This is a genomic window from Allofournierella massiliensis (assembly GCF_964241245.1).
Taxonomy (GTDB): Bacteria; Bacillota; Clostridia; order Oscillospirales; family Ruminococcaceae; genus Allofournierella; species Allofournierella massiliensis.
In genome coordinates this window covers 90,972-112,871 of sequence record NZ_CAXSWZ010000006.1, presented here as the reverse complement: position 1 = coordinate 112,871, position 21,900 = coordinate 90,972, and the positions used below count along the sequence as shown (strand labels likewise).

The 21,900-nt window shown below is 52.6% G+C and carries 26 protein-coding genes and 1 pseudogene; 3 read left to right on the top strand and 24 right to left on the bottom strand.

The features are described from left to right. Nucleotides 1-54 precede the first annotated feature (54 nt). The 6 genes from ACESYO_RS05130 to ACESYO_RS05105 form a co-directional block, all read right to left on the bottom strand. Nucleotides 55-1,497 carry a helix-turn-helix transcriptional regulator gene (locus ACESYO_RS05130; RefSeq protein WP_242959467.1) on the bottom strand — a complete coding sequence of 481 codons (1,443 nt, stop codon included), beginning with the start codon at nucleotides 1,495-1,497 and terminating at the stop codon, nucleotides 55-57. A gap of 368 nt (nucleotides 1,498-1,865) precedes the next feature. After that, nucleotides 1,866-2,231: a hypothetical protein gene (locus tag ACESYO_RS05125; protein ID WP_058962748.1), complete on the bottom strand. Its 366-nt coding sequence runs from the start codon at nucleotides 2,229-2,231 to the stop codon at nucleotides 1,866-1,868. Beyond that, the gene (locus ACESYO_RS05120; protein WP_373209440.1) at nucleotides 2,228-2,983 is read right to left on the bottom strand and encodes a LytR/AlgR family response regulator transcription factor; all 756 of its coding nucleotides are present in this window, start codon (nucleotides 2,981-2,983) and stop codon (nucleotides 2,228-2,230) included. Before ACESYO_RS05120 ends, ACESYO_RS05125 begins: the two co-directional genes overlap by 4 nt. Nucleotides 2,984-3,243: 260 nt before the next feature. Further along, complete coding sequence (locus tag ACESYO_RS05115) at nucleotides 3,244-3,663, bottom strand: metallophosphoesterase (RefSeq protein WP_058962750.1); 420 nt, start codon at nucleotides 3,661-3,663, stop codon at nucleotides 3,244-3,246. A gap of 76 nt (nucleotides 3,664-3,739) precedes the next feature. Next, complete coding sequence (locus tag ACESYO_RS05110; protein ID WP_058962751.1) at nucleotides 3,740-4,450, bottom strand: metallophosphoesterase; 711 nt, start codon at nucleotides 4,448-4,450, stop codon at nucleotides 3,740-3,742. A 206-nt stretch (nucleotides 4,451-4,656) separates the two neighbouring features. Then, nucleotides 4,657-5,001 carry a helix-turn-helix domain-containing protein gene (locus ACESYO_RS05105; RefSeq protein WP_058962752.1) on the bottom strand — a complete coding sequence of 115 codons (345 nt, stop codon included), beginning with the start codon at nucleotides 4,999-5,001 and terminating at the stop codon, nucleotides 4,657-4,659. A gap of 143 nt (nucleotides 5,002-5,144) precedes the next feature. Here ACESYO_RS05105 and ACESYO_RS05100 point away from each other — a divergent pair, with 143 nt between their 5' ends. Further along, nucleotides 5,145-5,501, top strand: coding sequence for a helix-turn-helix domain-containing protein (locus tag ACESYO_RS05100; RefSeq protein WP_058962753.1), 357 nt, complete (start codon nucleotides 5,145-5,147; stop codon nucleotides 5,499-5,501). A 49-nt stretch (nucleotides 5,502-5,550) separates the two neighbouring features. On the opposite strand, the gene ACESYO_RS05095 is transcribed toward ACESYO_RS05100, so the two are convergent. From ACESYO_RS05095 to ACESYO_RS05065, 7 genes and pseudogenes are all read right to left on the bottom strand, one after another. Beyond that, the gene (locus ACESYO_RS05095; protein ID WP_132587301.1) at nucleotides 5,551-5,673 is read right to left on the bottom strand and encodes a phosphoadenosine phosphosulfate reductase domain-containing protein; all 123 of its coding nucleotides are present in this window, start codon (nucleotides 5,671-5,673) and stop codon (nucleotides 5,551-5,553) included. A 58-nt stretch (nucleotides 5,674-5,731) separates the two neighbouring features. Continuing rightward, a pseudogene (locus tag ACESYO_RS05090) lies at nucleotides 5,732-6,103 on the bottom strand (VirB4-like conjugal transfer ATPase, CD1110 family); the annotation flags it as partial. Nucleotides 6,104-7,116: 1,013 nt separating this feature from the next. Beyond that, nucleotides 7,117-8,037: a ParM/StbA family protein gene (locus ACESYO_RS05085; protein ID WP_058962879.1), complete on the bottom strand. Its 921-nt coding sequence runs from the start codon at nucleotides 8,035-8,037 to the stop codon at nucleotides 7,117-7,119. A gap of 64 nt (nucleotides 8,038-8,101) precedes the next feature. After that, nucleotides 8,102-8,488, bottom strand: a complete 387-nt coding sequence (locus ACESYO_RS05080; protein WP_058962756.1) for a DUF6075 family protein — start codon at nucleotides 8,486-8,488, stop codon at nucleotides 8,102-8,104. A 796-nt stretch (nucleotides 8,489-9,284) separates the two neighbouring features. Further along, nucleotides 9,285-11,366, bottom strand: coding sequence for a CocE/NonD family hydrolase (locus ACESYO_RS05075; protein WP_058962757.1), 2,082 nt, complete (start codon nucleotides 11,364-11,366; stop codon nucleotides 9,285-9,287). A 22-nt stretch (nucleotides 11,367-11,388) separates the two neighbouring features. Further along, entirely contained in the window at nucleotides 11,389-12,558 is a 1,170-nt protein-coding gene (locus tag ACESYO_RS05070) for a DUF819 family protein (protein WP_058962758.1), read from the bottom strand. A gap of 25 nt (nucleotides 12,559-12,583) precedes the next feature. Further along, nucleotides 12,584-13,657: a mandelate racemase/muconate lactonizing enzyme family protein gene (locus ACESYO_RS05065; protein WP_058962759.1), complete on the bottom strand. Its 1,074-nt coding sequence runs from the start codon at nucleotides 13,655-13,657 to the stop codon at nucleotides 12,584-12,586. A 221-nt stretch (nucleotides 13,658-13,878) separates the two neighbouring features. Between ACESYO_RS05065 and ACESYO_RS05060 the strand changes: the two genes are divergently transcribed. Next, on the top strand, nucleotides 13,879-14,469 hold the full coding sequence (locus ACESYO_RS05060; protein ID WP_320812437.1) for a helix-turn-helix domain-containing protein: 591 nt from the start codon (nucleotides 13,879-13,881) through the stop codon (nucleotides 14,467-14,469). Between the two features lie 736 nt (nucleotides 14,470-15,205). Here ACESYO_RS05060 and ACESYO_RS05055 read toward each other — a convergent pair. From ACESYO_RS05055 to ACESYO_RS05015, 9 genes are all read right to left on the bottom strand, one after another. Beyond that, the gene (locus ACESYO_RS05055; RefSeq protein ID WP_373211212.1) at nucleotides 15,206-15,436 is read right to left on the bottom strand and encodes a hypothetical protein; all 231 of its coding nucleotides are present in this window, start codon (nucleotides 15,434-15,436) and stop codon (nucleotides 15,206-15,208) included. A 67-nt stretch (nucleotides 15,437-15,503) separates the two neighbouring features. Then, nucleotides 15,504-15,815 carry a hypothetical protein gene (locus ACESYO_RS05050; RefSeq protein ID WP_373209442.1) on the bottom strand — a complete coding sequence of 104 codons (312 nt, stop codon included), beginning with the start codon at nucleotides 15,813-15,815 and terminating at the stop codon, nucleotides 15,504-15,506. Next, nucleotides 15,815-16,039, bottom strand: coding sequence for a hypothetical protein (locus ACESYO_RS05045; protein ID WP_373209443.1), 225 nt, complete (start codon nucleotides 16,037-16,039; stop codon nucleotides 15,815-15,817). Before ACESYO_RS05045 ends, ACESYO_RS05050 begins: the two co-directional genes overlap by 1 nt. After that, entirely contained in the window at nucleotides 16,032-16,916 is an 885-nt protein-coding gene (locus ACESYO_RS05040) for a hypothetical protein (protein WP_373209444.1), read from the bottom strand. Before ACESYO_RS05040 ends, ACESYO_RS05045 begins: the two co-directional genes overlap by 8 nt. Beyond that, the gene (locus ACESYO_RS05035) at nucleotides 16,913-17,476 is read right to left on the bottom strand and encodes a metallophosphoesterase (RefSeq protein ID WP_373209445.1); all 564 of its coding nucleotides are present in this window, start codon (nucleotides 17,474-17,476) and stop codon (nucleotides 16,913-16,915) included. The genes ACESYO_RS05040 and ACESYO_RS05035 overlap by 4 nt, the downstream gene beginning before the upstream one ends. Continuing rightward, nucleotides 17,473-18,717 carry a hypothetical protein gene (locus tag ACESYO_RS05030; RefSeq protein WP_087233762.1) on the bottom strand — a complete coding sequence of 415 codons (1,245 nt, stop codon included), beginning with the start codon at nucleotides 18,715-18,717 and terminating at the stop codon, nucleotides 17,473-17,475. The genes ACESYO_RS05035 and ACESYO_RS05030 overlap by 4 nt, the downstream gene beginning before the upstream one ends. After that, nucleotides 18,698-19,060: a hypothetical protein gene (locus tag ACESYO_RS05025; RefSeq protein WP_087233760.1), complete on the bottom strand. Its 363-nt coding sequence runs from the start codon at nucleotides 19,058-19,060 to the stop codon at nucleotides 18,698-18,700. Before ACESYO_RS05025 ends, ACESYO_RS05030 begins: the two co-directional genes overlap by 20 nt. Further along, nucleotides 19,057-19,776, bottom strand: a complete 720-nt coding sequence (locus ACESYO_RS05020) for a metallophosphoesterase (RefSeq protein WP_087233757.1) — start codon at nucleotides 19,774-19,776, stop codon at nucleotides 19,057-19,059. The genes ACESYO_RS05025 and ACESYO_RS05020 overlap by 4 nt, the downstream gene beginning before the upstream one ends. A gap of 154 nt (nucleotides 19,777-19,930) precedes the next feature. Further along, on the bottom strand, nucleotides 19,931-20,314 hold the full coding sequence (locus ACESYO_RS05015; RefSeq protein ID WP_087233754.1) for a helix-turn-helix domain-containing protein: 384 nt from the start codon (nucleotides 20,312-20,314) through the stop codon (nucleotides 19,931-19,933). Between the two features lie 143 nt (nucleotides 20,315-20,457). Between ACESYO_RS05015 and ACESYO_RS05010 the strand changes: the two genes are divergently transcribed. Continuing rightward, nucleotides 20,458-20,817 (top strand): helix-turn-helix domain-containing protein, encoded by a 360-nt coding sequence (locus ACESYO_RS05010; RefSeq protein ID WP_087233751.1) that lies wholly within the window; start codon nucleotides 20,458-20,460, stop codon nucleotides 20,815-20,817. Between the two features lie 41 nt (nucleotides 20,818-20,858). Here ACESYO_RS05010 and ACESYO_RS05005 read toward each other — a convergent pair whose 3' ends face one another. Together ACESYO_RS05005 and ACESYO_RS05000 are read right to left on the bottom strand one after the other, a co-directional pair. Beyond that, nucleotides 20,859-21,152: a helix-turn-helix domain-containing protein gene (locus ACESYO_RS05005; protein WP_087233748.1), complete on the bottom strand. Its 294-nt coding sequence runs from the start codon at nucleotides 21,150-21,152 to the stop codon at nucleotides 20,859-20,861. Between the two features lie 53 nt (nucleotides 21,153-21,205). Next, nucleotides 21,206-21,538 (bottom strand): hypothetical protein, encoded by a 333-nt coding sequence (locus ACESYO_RS05000; RefSeq protein WP_373211211.1) that lies wholly within the window; start codon nucleotides 21,536-21,538, stop codon nucleotides 21,206-21,208. Nucleotides 21,539-21,900: the final 362 nt, after the last annotated feature.

The following is a 21,900-nucleotide window of genomic DNA, read 5'->3' as shown; positions in this document are numbered from 1 at the left end:
CTCTTTTTTTATTTTACATCGTTTTTTTCGAATGACAGGGGGGGTACATTTGTCTCACGCCTTGAAATCCGGGCTTTTTTCAGGGGTAACGCCCTTGTTCTCCGGCATCCACTCATAATAGAACTGCAGCAGGCCGATCCGGCTCTGGGTTCCGGTCTTTTCATTCAGGCTTCTGATATGGCGATACAGCACAGGACGGGAAAGGGCCATCTGCTGCGCGATATCCTGCACGCTGCCGTCCGAGACCAGTAAATACTGCAGCACATCCCGCTCCCGGTCAGTCAATGAATAGAGGCTGGCAAAGGAAGAGAACTTTTCCTTCGGCGTGTAGCCCGCCGCCGGAGCCGGGGGCGGCGCCAATACGGCATGAGCCTTGACCGTGTAGGCAAACATCAGGATGCTGGCCGCGACAAACAGCACCAGCATGAGGACGATCAGCGTAATACTCCTGCCGGCAAGGAGCAGCGTCACCGAGCCGTTGGTAACCAGCGCCGCCACGAGATTATTCACCGCCCGTCCCATGCCGGCCCAGAGGTCCGGCAGGCGCATACAGGCAGCGAGCTCCAAAAAACTGGTGGTAAAAAACACGACAAAAAATCCGGAGGCCACATAGGCGACCGCTACTCCGGTCAGGAATGGCCCGCCCCACCGGAGAACAATCACACACAGCACCGAGAGCACCATCACGCAGTACATCATCAGCGTCATATATTTTCTTTTCCGGATATCAAAGAGGAAACCGGCAGCCAGGCCGCTCAGGGCCAGCAGCATACGGGGCCATTGCCCGATGTCCATCGTGCCCGCCGCATGGCCCAGGGTGATCGCGTTATCCAATGTGCTGAATACGCAGGCCATCAGGGCCACCAGAAGTACCAGGAGCAGTCCCGCCGGTATTTTCTTTCTGGACATTTCATCGGGGCGGAGCGCGGTTCGGAGCGGCGCCGTTTCATCCGATGCGAGTGCTTCTTTGTGGATGCGGCGTGTGCGCATGATCAAAACACTCAGTACCGCAAGGGAAACAGAGAGTACCGCGGCCTCCGCGATCTCTATATTTACCAAATTGTTGTTTGCGTACTGTAGCAGGATGCCGGCCGCGTAGGAGATTCCCACCAGGCCGGCTATGCGTTCGGTCCGGATCGTGCAGGCAGCCAGATAATGAACGGAGCCGCCAAAAACGCCCAGCAACAGAAACAGAACCACGCCTGCCGCAAGCGTGACGGAAAACGAGATGTGCTGTTGGATCAAAAATATGCAGATAATGGAGAGGAACGATAGGGAAAATATAAGGATCGTCTTGTTCCTCTCGCGGACAGAGCGGTTTATCAGCGGGTATATAAGAAATCCAAGGGCATTGACGCCCAGCGCATAATTTTGTGCAATGACCGTCTGGCTTTCCTCGACAATGCGGGAGACCATATTGACATATAGATATTCCGAACCAAGAAACACAAATGTAAAAATACTCAGCAATAAAAATATGGCGCTATGCGACGCCATAGCCTGCGTTTTCCTTCTCTCCATTGCTCCTCCATATGGCATGAGTATACTGCACTCATATCATTGCTCTGGCACCTGTAACCATCTTAGGGGCCGTTCTCGTTTTACTTCTTGTTTGTTGTCCAAGTGGCTATACTTTATTGTAATTTCTGACGGCCCATTATACCACAACAAGAAACGTCAGGGAACTACAACTGATTCCAAACACATAATACGGGAGGAAATATTATACCACAACAAGAAACGTCAGAAAAGTGATTTTCAAAGATCAAAGCCGATCCGAAAAATGGCCTCCCGCTGGTGTCCCGGGGCTGTGTGGTCCGTGCGTATCGGCCATAAAGTTTTCCCTTATAGTTTCCCTTGCGCGCTTAACACAGGTCTTTCGGCGGCGGTACAATCCAACACAACAGCGGATGATCTTTTCCCGAAAACAAATCAAAAAAGACCACAACGCAGTCAAAAAGATACGCTAACAACGCTATCTTATAATTCATTTTTTTCCGTTGATAATACCATGCAACCGCAGTGATAACCAATACTTCAACGGCCATTACGCCGATGGTGGGTAACGACGCCGCTTGCAGAATGGTGGCAAGGCATCCACCAGCACCGGTCAGCAACAATGCTTTCCGCTCCAAAGAAAAATCCGTCAGCCTTGCCACGAGATAAACCCCTAAAAACAGGCGCAGTTCATTGGTGAAAAGGCAAGAAACCACCCGTACCCAATCCATCATATATGCGCCCCCCAAAATTGATTGATTTGTCGCTTGACTTCCTGCAAGTGGGAGCGGCTGATGGGTAGCTGATCGCCGTTTTTCAGTATGGCAATGCTATCGCTGACCTTCATAATCTGGACGATATTGACGATATAACCACGGTCAATAAAAATAAATTCCGGTGCATTCAGTTCATCAAATACCCGCTGCAAGCTCTTTCGTACTTTTGAAGTTCCAACGCTGGACACGATACTGGAATTCTTGCCGTCCCGTTGGATATAGAAAATATCCTTGTAGGGAATCTTCTCCATGTGGTTTGCGGTCTGAATCGTGTATTCCTGTCCAGCCTCCAACTCAATCAGTTTGGCGGCATCAGTTATAGCGGCGGTCAGCTTCGTTTCCAGATTATTTTTCGGCACATAGCGGAAAATGGACAGTTCAAATGCATCAATCGCATACTCCGTATGTGAGGTCACAAAGATAATTCTGGCATTGGGCAGAAACCCTTTGACCTGCTGAGGGATTTCCATGCCGCTGATCCCCGGCATTTCAATGTCCAGCAAAATCAGGTCATAGAAAAAGCCATCATCGGTTATGTCGTAAAGCAAGTTCCGGCTTTGGGTATAGGTCGTTATTTCACAGCCGATGCCTTGCGCTTGTAAGCAAGTCTTGACGATTTTTTCAGTCGAAGCAACGGCCCGTTCTTCATCGTCACATATCGCAATCCGTATCATTTTTCCCCACCTTTCCGCACCAATATAACGCAACATAATAAACTATTTGCAAAAAGCACTTTGTTTGCTGAGAAAAAGCTGAGGACCACCAGTACAAAGAAATTTGTTCTTTTGCCAAGACGCTGCCTTGATTTTTTATTATACTGTGTCTGCCAGCACTTCGCAATTGGCTGTAAAAATTGGATACACTAAAATGAATTTGGGAGGCAGAAAGCTATGATCTACACAGAAGTTGAAAAAAAGGAACTTGATGAAGTCCAGCGGGTGTTTGCAGAACATCTTCGGCAGTTCCCGGATTATGAACTGTTATGGTCGGATAGTTTATACTTTCTCCCGTTTACCTCAACGTCAAAAAACAACGGAAGCGAAGCAACATACTCCAGCAGAGATGTCCGATCTGTTTTCCGCAGATGTTTGAGATAACGGTGAGTTACTTCCCCTCCATTATCATACCAAAGCCACAGATTTCTGGTAGACAACATCTCCGCAGGTTTTTCAGGCCGAAGCGCATCCAGCATCATCAACTCGTGGTTGCCAAGAAGCACTTTAACATTCGACATCTTCATTATTTGCCGGAGCAGCCGCCCACCATCCGGGAACCGGTCAATGATATCACCAAGGATGTAAAGAGTGTCTTCAGGTTGTAGATCGATCTGAGAGAGGATAGATTGAAACCGCCGACTATTCCCGTGGATATCTGAAAGAACATAAGTCATTGGGTCACACCACCTCCTTATAGACAGTATCTAATTATCAACACCAAATTGCTCTTTCGTGGAAAACTATGTCAACTCATTTATAGGGCTCTGACAGAGGAGACAGTTCGACATTATGAAAGAGGAACCTCATCTTATCGATGTGCTTCTCAATGTGCCAGTGACCACAAAACCAATACTGATATGCGAGCTTCTCCTCGATAGTATCGAGCCACTTTTCGGTCGAGTCATCCACTGTGGACTGATCAATAAAAGGAAGAAATGCCTCGCGCGGTTCATACCGGAAGGGACAGGTATGCGAGAGAACAACATCAACTTTCCAATCGACCTGGTCCAGGGTCTGTGCCACCTTCGCTTTGATTTTTTCCGAAGGCTGCTCGTCAGCCCACCAACCATATCCTCTTTCCAGCCGGTATTGTTTGTCCACACTATAGGCACCGCCTATGGTGAGATGCTTGATTCCTTCAAGGTCAAACATTTCGCCATCCGCAGCAAAAAGTAGGCTGGGGCGTTCTGGCTCATACCAAACCTTTCCTCCCCGCCATACTTTAGAGGAATATGATGTAATACTCTCTGGGCGCATTTCGTGGTTGCCATGGATGCAGAGAATTTTCGGCCCTAATTTTGCAAGAGACTTCTTTGTACGGGCGTCACGTTCATCGCCATAGTAATTAGCTCCAACGTCGCCCAAAAGAACCAAAGTGTCTTCGTGAGTCATGTTCATCTGCCTGCAAGCAAAAACAGCAGGAAGCGGATTTCCGTGGATATCTCCCATGTAATAAACCATTGAACAGCCTCCTTCTGTACCTATTATATCAGAACCTTAGCCTGACAGCCGTATCACCTCAAAAATATATACATTCCTCAGAAAAACATATACACATCATCTATCACCCCATGTGCGACTATAAAAACGACCGAAAGTCATGCTTCTGACTCTCGGTCGATTGCTTTCTCAGTTGGTTTCAGTAGAATAGAGAGCAAGCATTCCTGTCATCTCTTTCGACGCTCTCTCATGGAATGCTTTAGAGCCTTGATCGTGTCAATGATGACACCATCTTCAAAAGCAGAGCAATCTGCCAAGAGAGCTGCCACTTGACTGCTGGTGATGTCATTCTTTTCGTCGAGCTGCTCCATCAACAATCTGTCGGCAGTGACTCCCAGAGCGTTTGCAATCATAACAAATGTGTTAAGGCTCATACTTTTTGCGCCGGTCTCTATGTAACTGATGTATGAAGGGGATTTTTCAACCAGTTCAGAAAGCATCGCCTGTGACAGCCCATTTTCTTTGCGGACCTCACGGATGTTTTTGCCAATTTCGTTGTAATTCAGACTCATAACAAGGCCTCCTTAAAAAAATGTAGCCTTATTATAGTTTGCAGGATATATTATAGCCTTTACTTTATATCAATTTTGCCCCCGATTGATATATTCTATCAAACAGATAGCTTGTAGCATATACTGTAAGGGGGAGGGAGCCAATGGCAGAATTAAGTCCTACAGAGAGTCAGCTGATTGGTTCTCGCATCCGTGAGGCTCGCGTTAAGCGTCGAATGAGCCAGGCTGAGCTGGCTGATAAAGCCGGAATCTCCCTTCCACAAATCAGCACAATCGAAAACGGAAGGTGTAGCATGAAGCTGCATTCTTTCATTCGGATCATTGAAGCACTCCAAGTCTCAGCCGATTCGATCCTTCGTCCGGACACACCGGAAACAAGAGGAATTTATCAAAGCCAGTTTGACGAATTATTGGCTGACTGCTCCCCAAAAGAACTGGAAGCCATATTGAGAATCGTCCGTGAACTTCGAGCAACGATGCTCCAAAGGGATCCTGAATAAGTATGTGAAAGCGCGTACCGAGCAAAACGGTACGCACCTTTTTTCTTGTTTATAAACCAGGAGTCATCTGAGGGAACTCCCACCCGGTATCGCAGTACAGGATCTCATCGATGGGACGGTTTTCTTCTACGAGACGAAGAAGCATCGCTGTCGAGTCTTTTCCGCCCGACAGCGATGCAACAGTATAAACTTCTCTTGCGGCAACGCCACCTCCTTCTCAAGCACCATCGTCACATTCCTCGGATTGCTTCGTCCGGCTTGGTCGTCATGAGCTTGTACAGCTGGGTGTTCCGGGGGAAGCTGTTTTCAAAGGGGACGATGTTGCCGGCACAGCGGATCAGCCCGCAGCCTGCAGCCACATTGGTGATATAGCCAAGCTGGGTATCCGAGATGTGCAGCAGGTGCGCCAGTTCCTCCCGGTCGGTGGGCGACTGATTCAGCAGGATGAGGAACTCCGAGTTTGCCAGCATAAGGCGGGCGGTATCGGAACGCAGGATCTCATCCACGTTCTGGGTCAAGCCGGTCACGAGACCGTTGTACTTGCGGATCCGCTTCCAAAGTTTGTAGAAAAAGTCGGCGCTGTACTGATAGCGGAACAGCAATACCGATAGGTCAGACTCTTTCGAGTCTTTCGCCCCGGTCCACACCGTGCAAGCAGCTTTCACTGCACACGGCGTTCCATGGGATAAGTTTTTCATTGTTAATGTAGTCACTTTCAAAGTAAGGATTTTGTTTGTTTTTTATAACGTAATGGCGGGAAGATTGGCGCTTGAACGCCAACGGTTGATTTTATCAAGACAGGGTTTCTTAAAGCAATCTGTTTTTCGCAGGTAGTACTGAATACTTTCTGGTGTGGTCGAATGGATAAGCCTGTGCACATCCACATGGACTATACGCAAGTTTGAGTACTGGTCTGTTCCGCCTAAATGCCTCGGCAGAAAATGATGGCAGTGTACTTCTTCCGCGGATAATAATTTCCCCGTGATTTCACACTTTCCTTTGGAGGCCACAAATCTCGCCAGACGGTTATCGCAGTATTCCACGCTCCGCGAGGGTGAGATGCTGGTTCCAAGTTCAAACAGAACATCCGCATATTCCTCTTTACAGAGCATGTCGTGTATCTTGCGTCTGCCCTCGGGGGTAAATTGATTGATGGATGGTCTGTGGCACATAGGGCTTTTGTGCTTGCAGTATGCTACGGGAGCGATAATAAATCCATTTATCTACCTTACTTGCTTGGACTTTCCATATTTTCGGAGTATATAAGCATCCGTTCCACCTTTTGGTTTACTTGGCTTTTCCTTCGTCAGCGAGTTTCTCCCTGCACAGCGGCATTTCATGGTTTTGTCTATGCTGATAAATATACGGTGCATTTCTCCTGGGATTGTGGATGCTGCTGACGACCTGTGAGCACGAACTGATTCATGGGGAACCGCCTCTGGTTCTTTCAGGATTTCGCGCAGGATATTTTCAAACTCTTTCTGCGATTCAAGGCGTATGATGGCCCACGCTATGTAGTCGTTTTTCTGGCCAGTAGGGCAGGTCTGGAGATACGCCCAGGCACGCTGGTGAAGATCCGAATGAGGGTTAGGCCGGAAGAGGAATTGCTGCCTTTTCATCGCTGTTCCTCACGGCCCGACATTTGGCCCAAAATCCGTTCATAGCCCTCGGCGTTCACCTTATCGTCCCCGATCAGAAAAGCCCGACAAAGGCCGTCACGTTCGCTCACGTTGCGCATGACGGTCGCGGCACCTCCTCCCATCAGAATCACGGGCAGAGTTCGCAGGTCAAACCCTGCTTCCATTGCCGCCGAAATGAGTCGCTCAGTGTAGAGCCGGCCCTGCCGCTGAATCAGCTTTCGTGCCTCCTCATCCATGCTACAGGGCTTGCCGGCAAGGATCCGTTCCACCTGGGCGTCCGTAACAGACAGGCCGGTATCCCGACGAACCTGCTCCTGGATCTCATCCATGCAGCGGATCATGCCAAGTTCCAGACTGCGGCAGGTGGCTGCATTAGGGACGTTGTTGTCCAGTCGCATAAGATCCACCGTCCATCCGCCGATGTCCATGAGGAGCACAGACGGCTCATCCTTCACTAGCTCAGGATGAATAGCGATGGCGGAGTAGCCCTGGGGGAACAGTTTCACGCTTTCGATTTTGACTTTGTAGCGTTCCCCTTCGAACAGGAAGTTGACCGGCTGACCATTGCGCAGCAGATATTCGGTGAACGGCTTCTTGTCACGGCCATACCGTGCTAGAGGGAGTCCTGCCGCCAGGGTTACTGAACTCTCTGCCGGAAGGCCCCTGTAGCGAAGTTCCATGGCAATGGCGGCCAGGGTCAGAATGTAGTAGTTGTCGTTGACGGTCTTGTCACGCAGGATAGGCTGCCGGCCAGTGCCACAGACAAAGTATTTGCCGCCGATCTGGAGGGTGTTTTTCAGGGTATAAGGTTCATGGGTATACGCTGTCACACCGGCTGGGAACGAGAAATTCTTGGTTTTAATTGCGTAGTACCCATGGTCAATGCCAATGATCATGCTTTCAAGTCCTTTCTGGCATTTGCCTTTATTTCTGAGTTTTTTCTTTCGGCCCCGTCCCATCTTATCTGGCCCGACTCATACTGGGGACCTGGGGTTCCTTGCAGTACTCCGGGTACCGAAGCCGAACCGCTTCCAACATGTAGGTTACATCCGAAGTGGTGAACAGATCGTAAGGCGTCGCGCAGCCATCCGCGTTCCACCCGTTCCAGAGGTTGAACGCCAAGCGGGTCAGGCAACTGCTGCCGCTGGTCTGCCAGCCTTTGTTCATGCCCTCCGGCCGGATGGCATCCTCCCGGAAGTTGAAGACGTCCTTAATGTGCTTCCTGGTCTCGCCGCTGATGCCCATGGTGTAGAAAAACGCCTTGTGGTAGGGATCAAGGCTGCCGGTCCGGCCAAGGCACTGCTCATAGAATTTCTCGTGTTCCTTATTTTTGAATTTGATGGACATTTCGTTCCTCCTTCTGGTTCGTTTGTTCAAGGAAATCACCGGCTGGGAAAGACGATGACTCCCATTTCAGCATTGATGTTTGCATCGCTTGCTTGGGCTGGCTGGGGCTGTAAGAGCGCATTCCGTAGGCATTGATATCTTCTTCCCAGTAGGTAAGTGTATCTTGGGGGGAGAGTGTGAGAGGGGGGGAGCAACGTCCCCTGTTTCAAAAGCAGGAAAAGGCGCACTTCCCCCTGGGTGTGACGAGGAATTTCTGCCCAGGTATGAAGATGTTTTCGGGAAATATAAAAAAGCGTCTGTTTGGATAAATCCAATACAGACGCTTAAAACGATGGTAAGTTGCAGAAACTCATCCCAACAAATAGTTCCTGCTGCAGGGGGGCTGAGTCATATATGTTTTTTGAAATACTTCACTATCAGTAAGCACAAAGGAGTTACTAATAGAGCGGCAAGAACTATCAACAAACCTAAGCCGCCAAAGAATAGCAGTAAGCCTCGGACTTCTTGCGATTGATATGAGAGTGCGCCAATTCCTGCAATCAATACTATTGCTCCGACTATCAGCATAATAGTCTTCTTTGGAACCACTCGCCCAGCGAGTGGTTTTCGTTATACAAAAACGCCGCGCCCGGTCCCGCCGGGAGGGCGGCGGCGTGGTATCAAAATTGCACCAGGAACAACGCCCAAGGCTCGGTCTGGATGGGTACGGATTCAGGATTTTATGTGGCGCACCCACCCCGGAACAGGTCGCTTGAGGGATATTTCGCTTCTGCTGACAGGGAGAAACATCAATGACTCAGGGCTCCACCCGCACCGTCAGGCGGGAGGCGTGCAGCCCACCGTGATATACCCGGTTATGGGCCACCACGGTCCGGGCGGAAGCAAAACCTTCCCGTGTGTTGCTGTTGGGGAAGATGAAATTCTTGGCGCTGGAGGTGACGGTCACCCGGATGCGGTGGCCTTTCCGGAAGCAGTTGGACAGCTTGGTGGTACGGATCTTCAGGCAGACGATCTCGCCTTCCTGCAAAAACTCCGACCGGGCAAAGCCGTTGCGATAGCGGGCGCTGAGCAGGCCGTCCGCCAGCTTGATGGAACGGCCATTCTCGTCCACGTCGGTAACACGCACCACAAAGTCGGTGTCCGGCGCGTCGGAAGAGATGTACAGCTCCGCCGTCATATCGCCGGTCAGGACCAGGTCCTCCTCCAGCACGGGGGAGGTGTAGCACAGCAGGTCCTGGCGCAGTTCCTCCTGGGTGTAGTCCTCCGGCACCTCGATCTCGTTCTCCGACATATCGATGATGTGCTGGGATGGATGCTCGGGGTCATAGGCGTAGCCGTCGCTGTTCTCCTGCTCCGGCCTGGCAAAGGTCAGCCGCCCGTCCCCGGCGGAGGTGTTGGCGTGGCCGTCGCTGTCCAGATACAGGTGGGTGACCCGTGTCTCGGGCACCGGCCAGTTTTCGGCAGTCTTCCATACCTCCTGGCCCAGGGTGTAGTATTCCACCGGGGCAGTCTGGTCGATGCCGTTGTCCACTTCCTTGAGGTGATGCTCGAACCAGCGGAAATACAGCCAGTCCAGATCAAAGCGCAGCGCCTGGCTGCCGAAGGATACCCCGTGCATATCGTACTTGCTGTTGCCGCTGTGCTGCCAGGGCCCCAGAACAACCTTGCGCATGCCCCGAGGGAAGTCGTGGACCAGTTCCAGGGCTTCGGTGGTGCCCATACCGTTGTCGTCAAACCAGCCGGACTGAATCAGCGCCGGGATCTGCGCCCCGACGGAACGCTCCTGCCAATTGGACCGACGCCAGAAATCGTTGTAGTCACTGGGTTCCAGCCACCGGGTGATGAAGGGCACATCGTATCCCAGGGCCTTTTTGGGCAGGTCGGTCAGGGGGCGAATGTTCAGCACTTCCTCCCAGTCGTCGCGCTCCATCAGCTCGGGGTGGAAGGTTTTCTGAGACACCGCAAAGGCCCAGGCCAGCATGCCCGAGGTGAAAGACCCGCCCCGGCGGGGCAGATCCACAAAGGAGCTGCCCGCGCAGACCACGCTGATCAGAGCTTTCAGGTGGGGGTTGCCGCTGGCAGCGGCCGCCCACTGTACATAACCCAGGTAGGACCCGCCCACCATGCCGATGCGTCCGCTGCACCAGGGCTGGGAGGCGATCCAGTTCAGAGTATCGTCGCCGTCCTCCACTTCGTGGTAGTTGGGCAGCCATTCGCCTTCACTGGCGTTGCGGCCGCGTACATCCTGTACCACCACCGCGTAGCCGTGCTGGACGTAGCGGTAGTAGACCTCACAGCCGTCCTCCTTGCCGTAGGGAGTGCGTACCAGCACTGCAGGCACCGGGGCACTGCAGCCTTTGGGCAGGTATACGTCGGTGGAAAGATGTACCCCGTCCCGCATGGGCACCGGGAATGTCCCCGCATGCTCTACCGGGAACAGCTGTTCCTCCGGCCAGGTCGAGCGCCACAGGCGCAGAATGGTCTCCTCCTCGGCACCGGGTTCCACCAGCACCGTGACCATCTCCCGGGCAGGGCAGGTGACGGCGATCAGCCGCCCTTCTTTCATCTGTTTGTTGTTGGGGAATTTTACATCCCGCTGCAGGTAGCTACAGCCGTCTTCGCTGGTGTAGCGCTCGCCGCACAGGGAAACTTCCCCGGTACCCTGCAGGCCCGCCTCGTAGCGGGACAGGTTCTGCCCCAGGGCGGCAAAGTCCATCTTTACAAAGGAACGGTAAAAATCCCGGTCCTGGTCGGTCAGGTCCTGCCAGTCCAGCAGCGCGCCGGTGTGCACATCCAGTTTCTGGATCTGGGGTGTGCCGTCGCCCAGGCGCAGCCTGCCGTACAGGATGCCCGAAACATATAAGTCAAAATTACGCATTTCCGTTTCTCCCGTTTTCCGGTCAGGCGCCGATCAAGGCACGGATGGCATAGGCTACACCGATGCCCACATAGTTGCCCAGGGCACCGGCCAGTACGCCCATGAGCAGACCGATGTTGATAAGGGTCTTCCACTGGGCGCTGGAGGCGATGAGGGCAGCGGTGGGGCCATCTGAGATGCAGCCTACGATGGACAGCAGCACATACTCAAAGCGGACTTTCAGCAACCGGGTGATGAGCAGGTGCAGCAGGATGGAACAGGCGATGACGCAGAAGCAGAACAGGGTGATGTAGAAGGTGGAGCCGAAGAACTGCTGCAGGTCCACCGCAAAGCCGATGGTCACCAGGAACAGCAGCGCCACAAAGAGGCCCAGGTCAAAGTTGCCGCGCAGCTTGCGGATGGCAGGTACCTGTGCCAGGATGATGGAGAAGGTGGTGATGAGCAGGATGCGGCCCGCGCTGCGGAATCCTTCCCCGAATACTACCGAGGAGATGCCGGTGGCGGCCCACACGGTGCCGAAGCCGATGGCCAGCAGCCAGGCGATTTCCTGGATGGACCATTCCTTGGAGGCCATCAGTTCCTCGTGGTCGCCGTCGCCCAGCAGTTCCGGCTCGCTCATTTCATAGGGCCACAACTTTTTCAGCCGTTTGGAATTCTTGTACAGGGCGGGGGCGGCGAACATCAGGATCAGTGTGGGAATGCCCACCACATAGTCGGCGGCGTTGGCCGAGGCGATGGTGGTCTTGCTGGCCTCCAGGCCCACGGCGATGGCGGTCAGGTTGGAGCTGCCGCCGGTGTAGGTGCCCACGAACATGCCGGCCACCTTCCAGCCTTCGTCGATCTTGCCGGCGAACAGTACGCCGAACACCAGGGCCGCCACGCAGACGCTGAACACTGCCGATGCCAGCGCAATGACCGGCTCTTTGGACAGCTTGCGCATCTGTTTCAGGTCCAGGCTCAGCAGGCAGATGGAAACGGACAGCGGCACGCAGTAGCTGCTGATGGCATCATAGGTAGCGCTGGAGGTGGGCACGATCCGCAGGTTGGACATCACGATGCCCATGACGATAACCGTCAGGGCCGGGCCCAGCGTTTTGAACGCCTTGAACCGCTGCAGCCAGAATCCCAGGGCGACCGTGGCGACCATGATGAACAGGAGCGCGCCTTCGGAGGAAAAAATTGTATTCGGCATAATGTACCTCTCTGCGGGGTCCCGCTTAAAAATCAATATCGATGCCAAGGCCCGGTTTGTCGGACAGGGTGTAGACGCCGCCGTTCACGGCAAAACCACCGGGCATGCCCATCTCGGGGTCCACGGCGTACATAAAGCTGTCGCAGTCCGCCTCAGTGATGTTCTGCTTGGCAGCGACCAGACTCACACCGGCGGCAATGGCTACCTTGGTCTCCAGCATGCAGCCCACCATGCACTGTACATGGTTCGCCTCGGCAATGGCGTTGATCTTTTCCGCCGGGTACAGGCCGCCGCACTTCATCAGCTTGATGTTGATGATGTCTGCAGCATCGATCTTGCAGGCTTTCGCTGCGTCAATGGGAGAGTGGACCGACTCATCCAGCATGACCTTCAGGTCCACCTTGGAACGCACAAAGCGCATACCGTCCAGATCCCAGCTGGGCAGGCACTGTTCCACCGCTTCCACGCCCACCTGTTCAAAGGCTTTCAGGGTGCGCACCGCATCGCTGACAGTGTAACCCTGGTTGGCGTCCACACGCAGGCGGATGTTGGGGCCCACCGCCTGGCGGATCAGGGTCAATGCCTGGATGTCCTCTGCCGGGTTGATGCCGGCTTTGATTTTCAGAATGGTGAAACCGTCCTTCTCCACCCGTTCCCGAGCTTCGGCGGCCATGGCTTCCGGTGTGTCAATGCCCACCGTCATGTCAGTGACGATCTGGTTCACACTGCCGCCCAGCACCTTGTACAGAGGCTGACCCATCAGCTTGCCCTTGATATCGTACAGGGCAATATCCACTGCGGCCTTTGCCGAGGTGTTGCCTGACAGCAGGCGGTCCATCATGCAATGGATGCCCTCAACATCCAGCGGATCCATGCCGATCAATCCGGTGCGGAACAGTTTCAGCGCTTCCAGAACGGTGGCCGCGCTCTCGCCGGTCACCGGTTCAAAGGGCGCGGCCTCACCGATGCCCCACAGGCCTTCGTCGGTGGTGATCTTCACCAGCACGTTCACCGAATGGTCCTGTACCGCAAAGGCAATACGGAAGGGCTTTTTCATAGGGATGTGAATGGTTTCCACCTTAACATCTGTAATTTTCATGGGATGCCTCCTGCACAGTAAAATTTTATACAATTTTACTATTTCTAAAATTTTTGTCAAGAGCTTTCCTCTTTTTTCACATTTTTCAGAGAATAAGCAAGAAATCATCTGATTTTCTTTGTAAAAATTTTATAAATATCGAATATTTTCTCGCTTATTTACGTACAGGATATTTTGTGATATACTGTAAATAAATTTTTTACGAAAAAGCGGGAGGTTTTATGCTGGGCGAACAGGTTCGAAATATTCGGAAAAAGCGGGGAATCACCCTCAAGGAACTGGCCGAAAAGACTGGTTTGTCCATCGGGTATATCTCCCAAATCGAGCGCAATCTCACCGACCCGTCCCTGTCCACCCTGCGCAAACTCAGCGCCGCTCTGGACATCCCCACCTATCTGTTCATGGGTGGTGAGAGCAGCACTGGCCTGACGACCCGTCAGGCGGATATGATGATCCTCTCCCAGCCCAACTCCAATATACGGTATCATCTGCTCACCCCCATGCCCAACGGGGATTTTGTACCTCAGTCGTTGGTCATACGCTTTGAACTGGAGCCCTACTGCAAGGACGGCGACCTGCCGGTGATCCATCCCAGTGAAGAAATCCTGCTGCTGGAACAAGGGCAGCTGGATGTACTGGTGGAGTCCGAAACCATCCGCTTGAACGCCGGGGATACCACGGTGGTGCAGTCCAACCTGCCCCACATCGTTTCCAACCCTGGGGATACCACAGCGGTGGGGCTGGCGGTGTTCACTCCGGCCATTTGGTTTCCCAACAACCGGCGCACCCTCAACCGCGGTGGCGAAACCTAAATCTTCGCATAGGAATACCAAAAAGAAAGTACAGCCAATTGCCTGTACTTCAGACTGTCGAAAAAGGTCACCGGAAGGTGGCCTTTTTCTCGTAAATGGGAAGAAAATGAGATGAATAGTGTAGTTGCATTGCCGGGGCTGAAAGAGTGCATTTGGTAAGCATTGATATCTTCTTCCCAGTAGGTAAGTGTTACTTGGGGGGAGAGTATGAGAGGGGGGGAAGTAGCGCACCGTGCTTCATGGGCAAAATAGACGCACCTTCCCCTGGGTGTAAAGAGGGATTTCTGCCCAGATATGATGATGACTTCGGAAAATAAAAAAGCGCCTGTTTGGACAAATCCAATACAGACGCAAAAACTTGAATTTTCGGCATCATAAACAAAATTAAGCCGAATTTTTCTACAATATATTTTCTCAAAAAAGGGGGGGATCGGGGACTAATCAGGTGGTACTGAGTCGTCACTTGTGACTATTTCAAAAAATTCATAATTTGTTTACAATTTCGCCGGGTCAAAATCGGAAAAAAACGCTCCAAACCAGTCAAAATTAGTCGCAAAATCGGTAGTCGTTAGTTCAACTCCTCACCAATGCCCAAAATGGGCGAAAAATATCTTTCAAACTGGGGCCTAATTTTGGGCACGAAAAAACCCCGTAAACGGCTTGTTTACGGGGTTTTTCGGTCTTATATCTTTTTTGTTAAGACAACATGGAGTGTAAGACCAAAAAAGATATCTGTCTATTCATGCTTCTTCGGCTTCTGACAGCCATCGGTGAATAGCGCCAGCCCTTCTTTTCCCTCAAGGGTATCTTCATCCTGCGGCATATCGGGAAAAAGGTGTTCATTACTCAGCCTGTAATAATTGATTGGTATACTTCCCCCACGGCTTTTTTCCTGGGATTCTCGGATACAAAGAGCAAGAAAAATCTGCTCAAATCTTTCCCTGTCTTCAGGGGATAACTGCAACATATAATCTTCATTATGGTAATGTTTCATTTCTCAACACCAAGGTTCCGATGTGAGAAGGAGCCGCCGCTTAGCCCTGACATTCATCCCGGATGAAATCATATAGGGCTTCCGGCTCCTTCAGACACCATTTGGTTTTTTCGTCTTCGGTCCAGACCTCATAGTCCGGAGCGGCATCGTAAATCCACCAGCTGATGTAGTCGTACTTGTCGTTGACCGCTTCCTCCAACACATTCAGTAAGGCGGAAAGAAGCTGCGGCCCGCCCTCAAAAACGAAATGACCATCGCCCACCAGGTTGAGCGCCTCGCTGAATTGCGCGTCTCTTTCCCTCTGGGCTTGGATCTTCCGCAGGGCTTCGCAGAAAGTTTTCTTGGACAGCATCAGCGTATACCTTCGGGGTTCCACCCTTCAGCTTCCAACTCAGCTTTCCATTTCAGAAGCAGCGAAACGGCCTCTTCCTGCGTGGCAGGATCGGTACAGAATTCAAAGAAACGCACGATCAGCATTTCCGGTGTCAGGCCAAGTGGTGCAATCACTGTTTTCAGTTCTTCCAACACATCCGCATCCACTTGAATCTCCACAATTTCGTATTTCTTCTCATCCATTGGATTTTTCCTCTCCTTCTGAATCTTCCTGTCGCAGTTCAGTAAGCCGTTGCTGAAACAGTTCCAGAAGCTCTTTCCAGCCCTGCGGTTTCTTGAGAGGTTCCATCGGTTCTTCCAGTTCCCGCTCCAGATCGGCCACGGCCACCGACAGCGTCTTTTCATCGAACAGGCGGTAGTGACATCGGGCATATCGGACGACCGCTTCGCTCTCCTCATCTTCCGTTCGCATGGCATAGCGGAGGGCGCAGTTGATGACACAGCCAAAGTCATCCACATAGTCGAAATCGAACCAGGAGGCCGGACAGAGGACAAGATCATCCTTCCCTTCATCGGTGATCACCAGCCCGATGTTTTCACGGCTTACCCGTTCCAACACGGCATCCAGATCAGCTGCCAGCGCCTGACGTGAGATGCGCTCCATGCTTTCCAGTGATTGTAAAATCGGCATTGTTTCCTTCCTCCTGTCCTCTTGTCCGATTTCTTCAGATATGAGCAGTCGGCTGAGACTGTTCCACAGCCGGGGATATGGCTCCTGTTCTCCATATCGGTTCAGATGATATTGAATCTCCGCCGCAGCGGCGGAACGGGTGCTCTCGTCCAGGCAGCTCAGATTCCGGCAGGTGAAATCCACAGCGATGCTGGGCATATAGGTGTGCCGTCCCATACTGTACCGAATCGCCGCCAGAATGATATGCCGCAGTCCTTCCTCCCAAACGGGGGCAAGGATTCTTGCCGGAAACAGCAGTCCTGTGTTCCCCTTTCGGGATTGGAGTGGCAGGCCGCTTTCCTCGGCTCGCTCCAGCGTGTGCTGCCAGTCTCGACGAGCGATGGAACTGGCCAGAGGTTCCGCCTCATAAAATCCCTTTCTTCTTTTCACGGCTGCACCTCCGGTTCCGCTTTCTGCTGGCCTTTATGCAGGAGATTGTTGGCTTCCATCTCCTCGAAGGTGACCGGCTCGAAGCGATTGACATCCACCCCGGCATTCAGCATCCGCTCGTTTGCCTGAATGAGCGGCCAGTAGTCCGCATCGGTATTTCCGTGGATGTGACCAAAGACCATGTAGCACCGCATGATATGCGGCCAGGACATCATGGGGTAGTGGCAGAGGGTGTACTGCCGCTTTCCGTCCGTGATATACAGCAGATTGCTCACGCTTTCAAAGAATCGCTCCGTCTGACAATTCTGGACCCATCCCCGGTCGTGATTCCCAAGGATGAGATGCTTCTTTCCCCGCAGCCGCCGCAGGTATTCCTCCGGCGGCTTTTTGCTCCGGTAGATGAGGTCGCCGAGGATATAGACGGTATCCTTCCCTGTGACCTTGCGGTTCCAGTTTTCGATGAGGGTTTCGTCCATCTCCTCAATGCTGGAGAAGGGCCGGTTGCAAAGCCGGATGCAGTTCTCGTGACCGAGATGCAGGTCAGAGGTAAAGAAAATCATGGGGATTCACCGTCCTTCTTCAACCGGGGAACCGGGATTGGCTGCCACCGGCAGTAGTTTGCAAGTTCGTCCCGGCGCTCAAGGGGCAGATTCATAAAATCGACGATACGCTCGCCTGGGAACCAGGCGTGGCAGTAGGCGGGAAGAACTCCTTCCGGCACGATGCCGATGGGCTCCTCTCCGGTCAGGCGGGCCTTCAATTCCTCAGCATTGCGGATACATACGGGAATGTCTGCCCGATGGAGTGCGAGGAAGAAGTGGATGGCCTCCACCGTCCGGGTCTCCGCAAGACCGGCCACCGCCAGATAGTAACCATGCTCATCCCGGCACACGATGCAGTCGATGTGGGTGCTGTTGCCGCCCCGGCATACCTCCCAGGGGTGGCCGATGCGTGGCCGCTCTTTCAGCCAGCGATCAAAGGCATCGGGGGAATTCCCGTCCAATTTGGACAGGCCCTCGTCCCGCCCATCCGCGTGGAGAAGGTACTGCTCCTTGTCCGGTTTCTCCGTTCCGGCATATCCCATGGCCCGGTAGCCCAGAGCGCAGGCATGATAGAAGTCGTTTGCGGTCATGGACGGGAGTCTTCTGTTTGCTTCCAGGGGATAGCCTGCCGCCGAGGCAAGAAACTCATCCACCTCCTGCCGGGAGATATTCTGGAAGAACTTCTCTTTCCATTCGGGAAAGACCTTCCACAGATCCCGGCGCAGGACGGTTCCCGTCCGATGCCAGACGGGCAGATTCCGCTCCACCAGCTTCGGATAGCTGCCATCCTCCACCGCCTGCACGGCGTCCCGCACGGCTTCCTCCAGCCAGGAGGTAAATGGGGAGATGTCATGGGGGAAAGATCTCTCTTTGCGGCAGTCCACCTCCAGCACATGGTTATGGCTCAGGAATACCGCCCGGTATCCGATCTTCTGATCTTCACCGGCGGAAAAGTGGAACCACTCCACCTCCTCCGGGAACTCGGAACGCCACCAGGCTTCAAATTCCTCGTAGCTCTCCACCTGCCCATCCTCCCGTAGATCCTCAAAACTGCCGAAGTCCTCGATGGTTCCCCGCTCGGCACGAAGCCAAAGCTCCCAGCTGTTGTGCTCCGGGTCAGGTTCCAGCCGGTAGAGCAGCCGGAAGATCCGGTCGATGGCCCCATAGGATGCCTCGTCGTAGGAGAAAGAGCAGTCGATGTTTCGGTATCCCACCCGGCCCAGCCAGCTGATATAGTGCTTAATCTCCGGTGCCTTCATGGCGTTCACCTCCTTGTGCTTGTTGCGTTTCCTCGTCCGCTCTCTCCTCAAATTGGGTTCGGAAGAGAGCAATGTGTTCTCTCACAAGAGTAGGATGTTTGTCATAGACATGGCGGCAAAGGGCCTTGTACAGAGCAAGGAATCTCTGGTCATCCCCGAAGTCCATAAGGCCGTCCATGATCCGCTCGATCTCCTGCTCCCCGGTGATCCTGTCCTTCACCACCTGTTCCACCAATTGACTGTATTGCTGGTATGCGGTATCCATCAGGCGGGAGAGCCTCTGGACGGTTTCACGGATTGCGGCAAAGCAAGCCTCCCGTTCCGTTTTTTCTTCCTCTGTCATCGTATGCTATCTCCCGACAGGAGCTGCGGCGCCGCCTCCACACTGTGGAAGAGGAAGTGCATCCGGTCGATGCGCTTGTTGATATGCCAGTGGCCGCAGAACCAGTGATTGTATTGCAGCTTCCTCTCGATCTCCTCCAGCCACTCCTCGGTAGAGGCATCCACGGTGCTCTGGTCGATCATGGGGAGGAATGCTTCCCGCGGCTCATACCGATAGGGGCAGGTGTGGGAGAGAACGGTATCCACCTGCCAGCCGCAGGCATCCAGCGTCCGGATGACCTTCTCCTTGATCTCCTGAGAAGGCTGCTCGTCCGGCCACCAGCCATATCCTCTGTCCAGCCGGTAAAACTTGTCCACGCTGTAAGCCCCGCCGATTACCAGATGGCAAAGACCCTCCAGATGAAATATCTCCCCATCAGCAGCGAACAGCAGGCGGGGGTAGGTCTCCTCCACCCAGACCGTTCCGCCGTTCCATTCCTTGGTCTGGTAGGATGGCAGGGTAGATGGGCGAACCTCATGATTGCCGTGGATGCACAGGAGCGTGGGTTTCACCTGTGTCAAAAGCTGCTTCATCTCGGCATCCCGCCCGTTCAGGAAATAATTGGCCCCCACATCCCCCAGAAGGACGAGGGTGTCCTGCTCGGTCAGCTTGTGCCGGTCACAGAACTGTACGATCTCACGAGGGTTCCCGTGGATATCGCCCGTGTAGTAGATCATGGACTATCCCACCTTTCGCCCTCCATTATACCAACTTTGGAGGCCCATATCCTGGACTTTTCGAAAACATATTCACTTTCCCAAAAACATATACACTTTTACAGGCAAAAATCGACCGGCAGTCAAAGCACATGACTTCCGGTCGATTGTTTTCTCAGAGCAGGAATGTAAAATCGGAAGCATCCGAATCGATGCACTTCTCCCGGTGTTCTCGCAGAGCTGTCTTTAAGGCTTTCATCATGTCCAGCAGAATGAGAGCCTCACAGATGGTGCAATCTGAGAGGAGCAAGGTGATCTCCTCACTGGCGCACCGTTCCGTGTCGGTGATCTGCTCCATCAACAACCTTTCCGGCGATACGCCGAGGGCATTGGCGATGAGAACAAAGGTGTCCAGGCTCATACTTTTGAGGCCGCTCTCTATGTAACTGATGTAAGAGGGGGTTTTGTCCACCGCCTCGGCGAGCATTGCCTGGGAGAGATGGTTGCGGCGACGGGCTTCGCGGATGTGTTTGCCAATGGCTTTGTAGTCAAGACTCATAATAAGACCTCCAAAAAAATTGTAGCCTTATTATAGTGTCTGGCCTATATCATCGCCTTTGCCTTATATCAATTTCACCCCAAGTTGATATACTCTTAGAAATAGATTAACTGGAGAATATATTTCAAAAAGGGGGGGAGCCGATGGAGGAACATGGTTTGAACGAGCGTCAGCTGATTGGCTCCCGCATTCGGGAGGCGCGAGTCGGCCGGCGGATGAGCCAGGCAGATCTTGCAGCCAAGGCCAATATCTCCCTGCCTCATGTCAGCGCTATTGAAACGGGAAAGACCAATATGAAACTGGAGTCCTTCATCCGGATCATCGAGGCGCTTCAGGTGTCAGCGGACTCCCTGCTTCGGCCCGATGTGCCGGAGGTGCGGAGCCTCTACCAAAGTGAGTTTGACGAGCTGTTGGCCGATTGCTCCCCCAAGGAACTGGATTCCATCCTGAAAATCGTCCGGGAAGTGAAATCCACCATGACCAGAAGAGAAGACAACGATTAAAGCGGCGAGCCGAGGAGTGTTCCAAAGGCCCGCCGCTTTTCTTATGCAGTTGGTTTTTTGGGGACGAACTCCACTTTGAGACGCATCCCCAGGCCATCCGCCAGTCTTTTCAGGGTGCGGAGAGACGGATTGCCGGTTCCGTTTTCGAAACGGCTGATGTCTGCCTGGGCGATACCAGTCACTTCCGCCAGCTGCTTTTGCGTCAGCGACTGTTCATCGCGCCCTTCCAGAATCGCTCTCATGATCTGACGCTCCGGTTCGAGGGCATCCCACTCGGCTTTGAATGCGGGATCTCGGAGCTGTTCATTCAGAGTTTCACGAAAATTCTTGCCCATAGGTCAATCCTCCTTCCTCTGCTGGTAGTCCGCTCGATAATGTCTGTCTAATGTTATAACCCATACTTGTCGACTAAAACATCCCAGCGCTTCTTCGTTTCTGCATCAGAAAGAGATGTGAAAAGGCTAATTATTTTTCCGTCCTCACTATCAAATGTAATCTCATTGTATAATATGTAATCCCAAACTAATCGTCCAGTTTTGTCCCCGAAACGAGCAGGTACGCTATCGTGGATAAATCCATGTTGCTTAGATAGTTTTTCTGCAATTGTGAAGATAAGAGGGAGAGCCGCAGTTGCCACTTTAATCGTTGAAATGAGATCTTCTTCGCCCTCAATTCGCTTTTTTTCAATGCTATTGTCCATGCCGATAACCATTCCTTCCACTTCGAATAGTCTATTAGAATGCAATTTTAAGCTGGTTAAGTACCGTCTGTCGTTTCGTAGTATTTTGCCGAGAAGTTTTCCATACCCACCGCCTTCTCTCTATGTTCATTATATGTGTTATATCACATAATGTCAATGCACATTTCGTTTTCAGGAGTAGCACGGATGGCAGTACATCCTGGATAGGATAAAGCCGAGTGGCAAAATACTGCGATCTCACTATCTTCATCGTACATATATGGTGCAGAAGACTCAATGGGGCTCGTCTTGGGGTAGAAATGGGTTTGCAGCTCGCCGGAAGTCATTGTAATCTGAATCTTTTTTTCTCGTTCATCGACCAGGAGTCAAGTTGTTGACCTCTG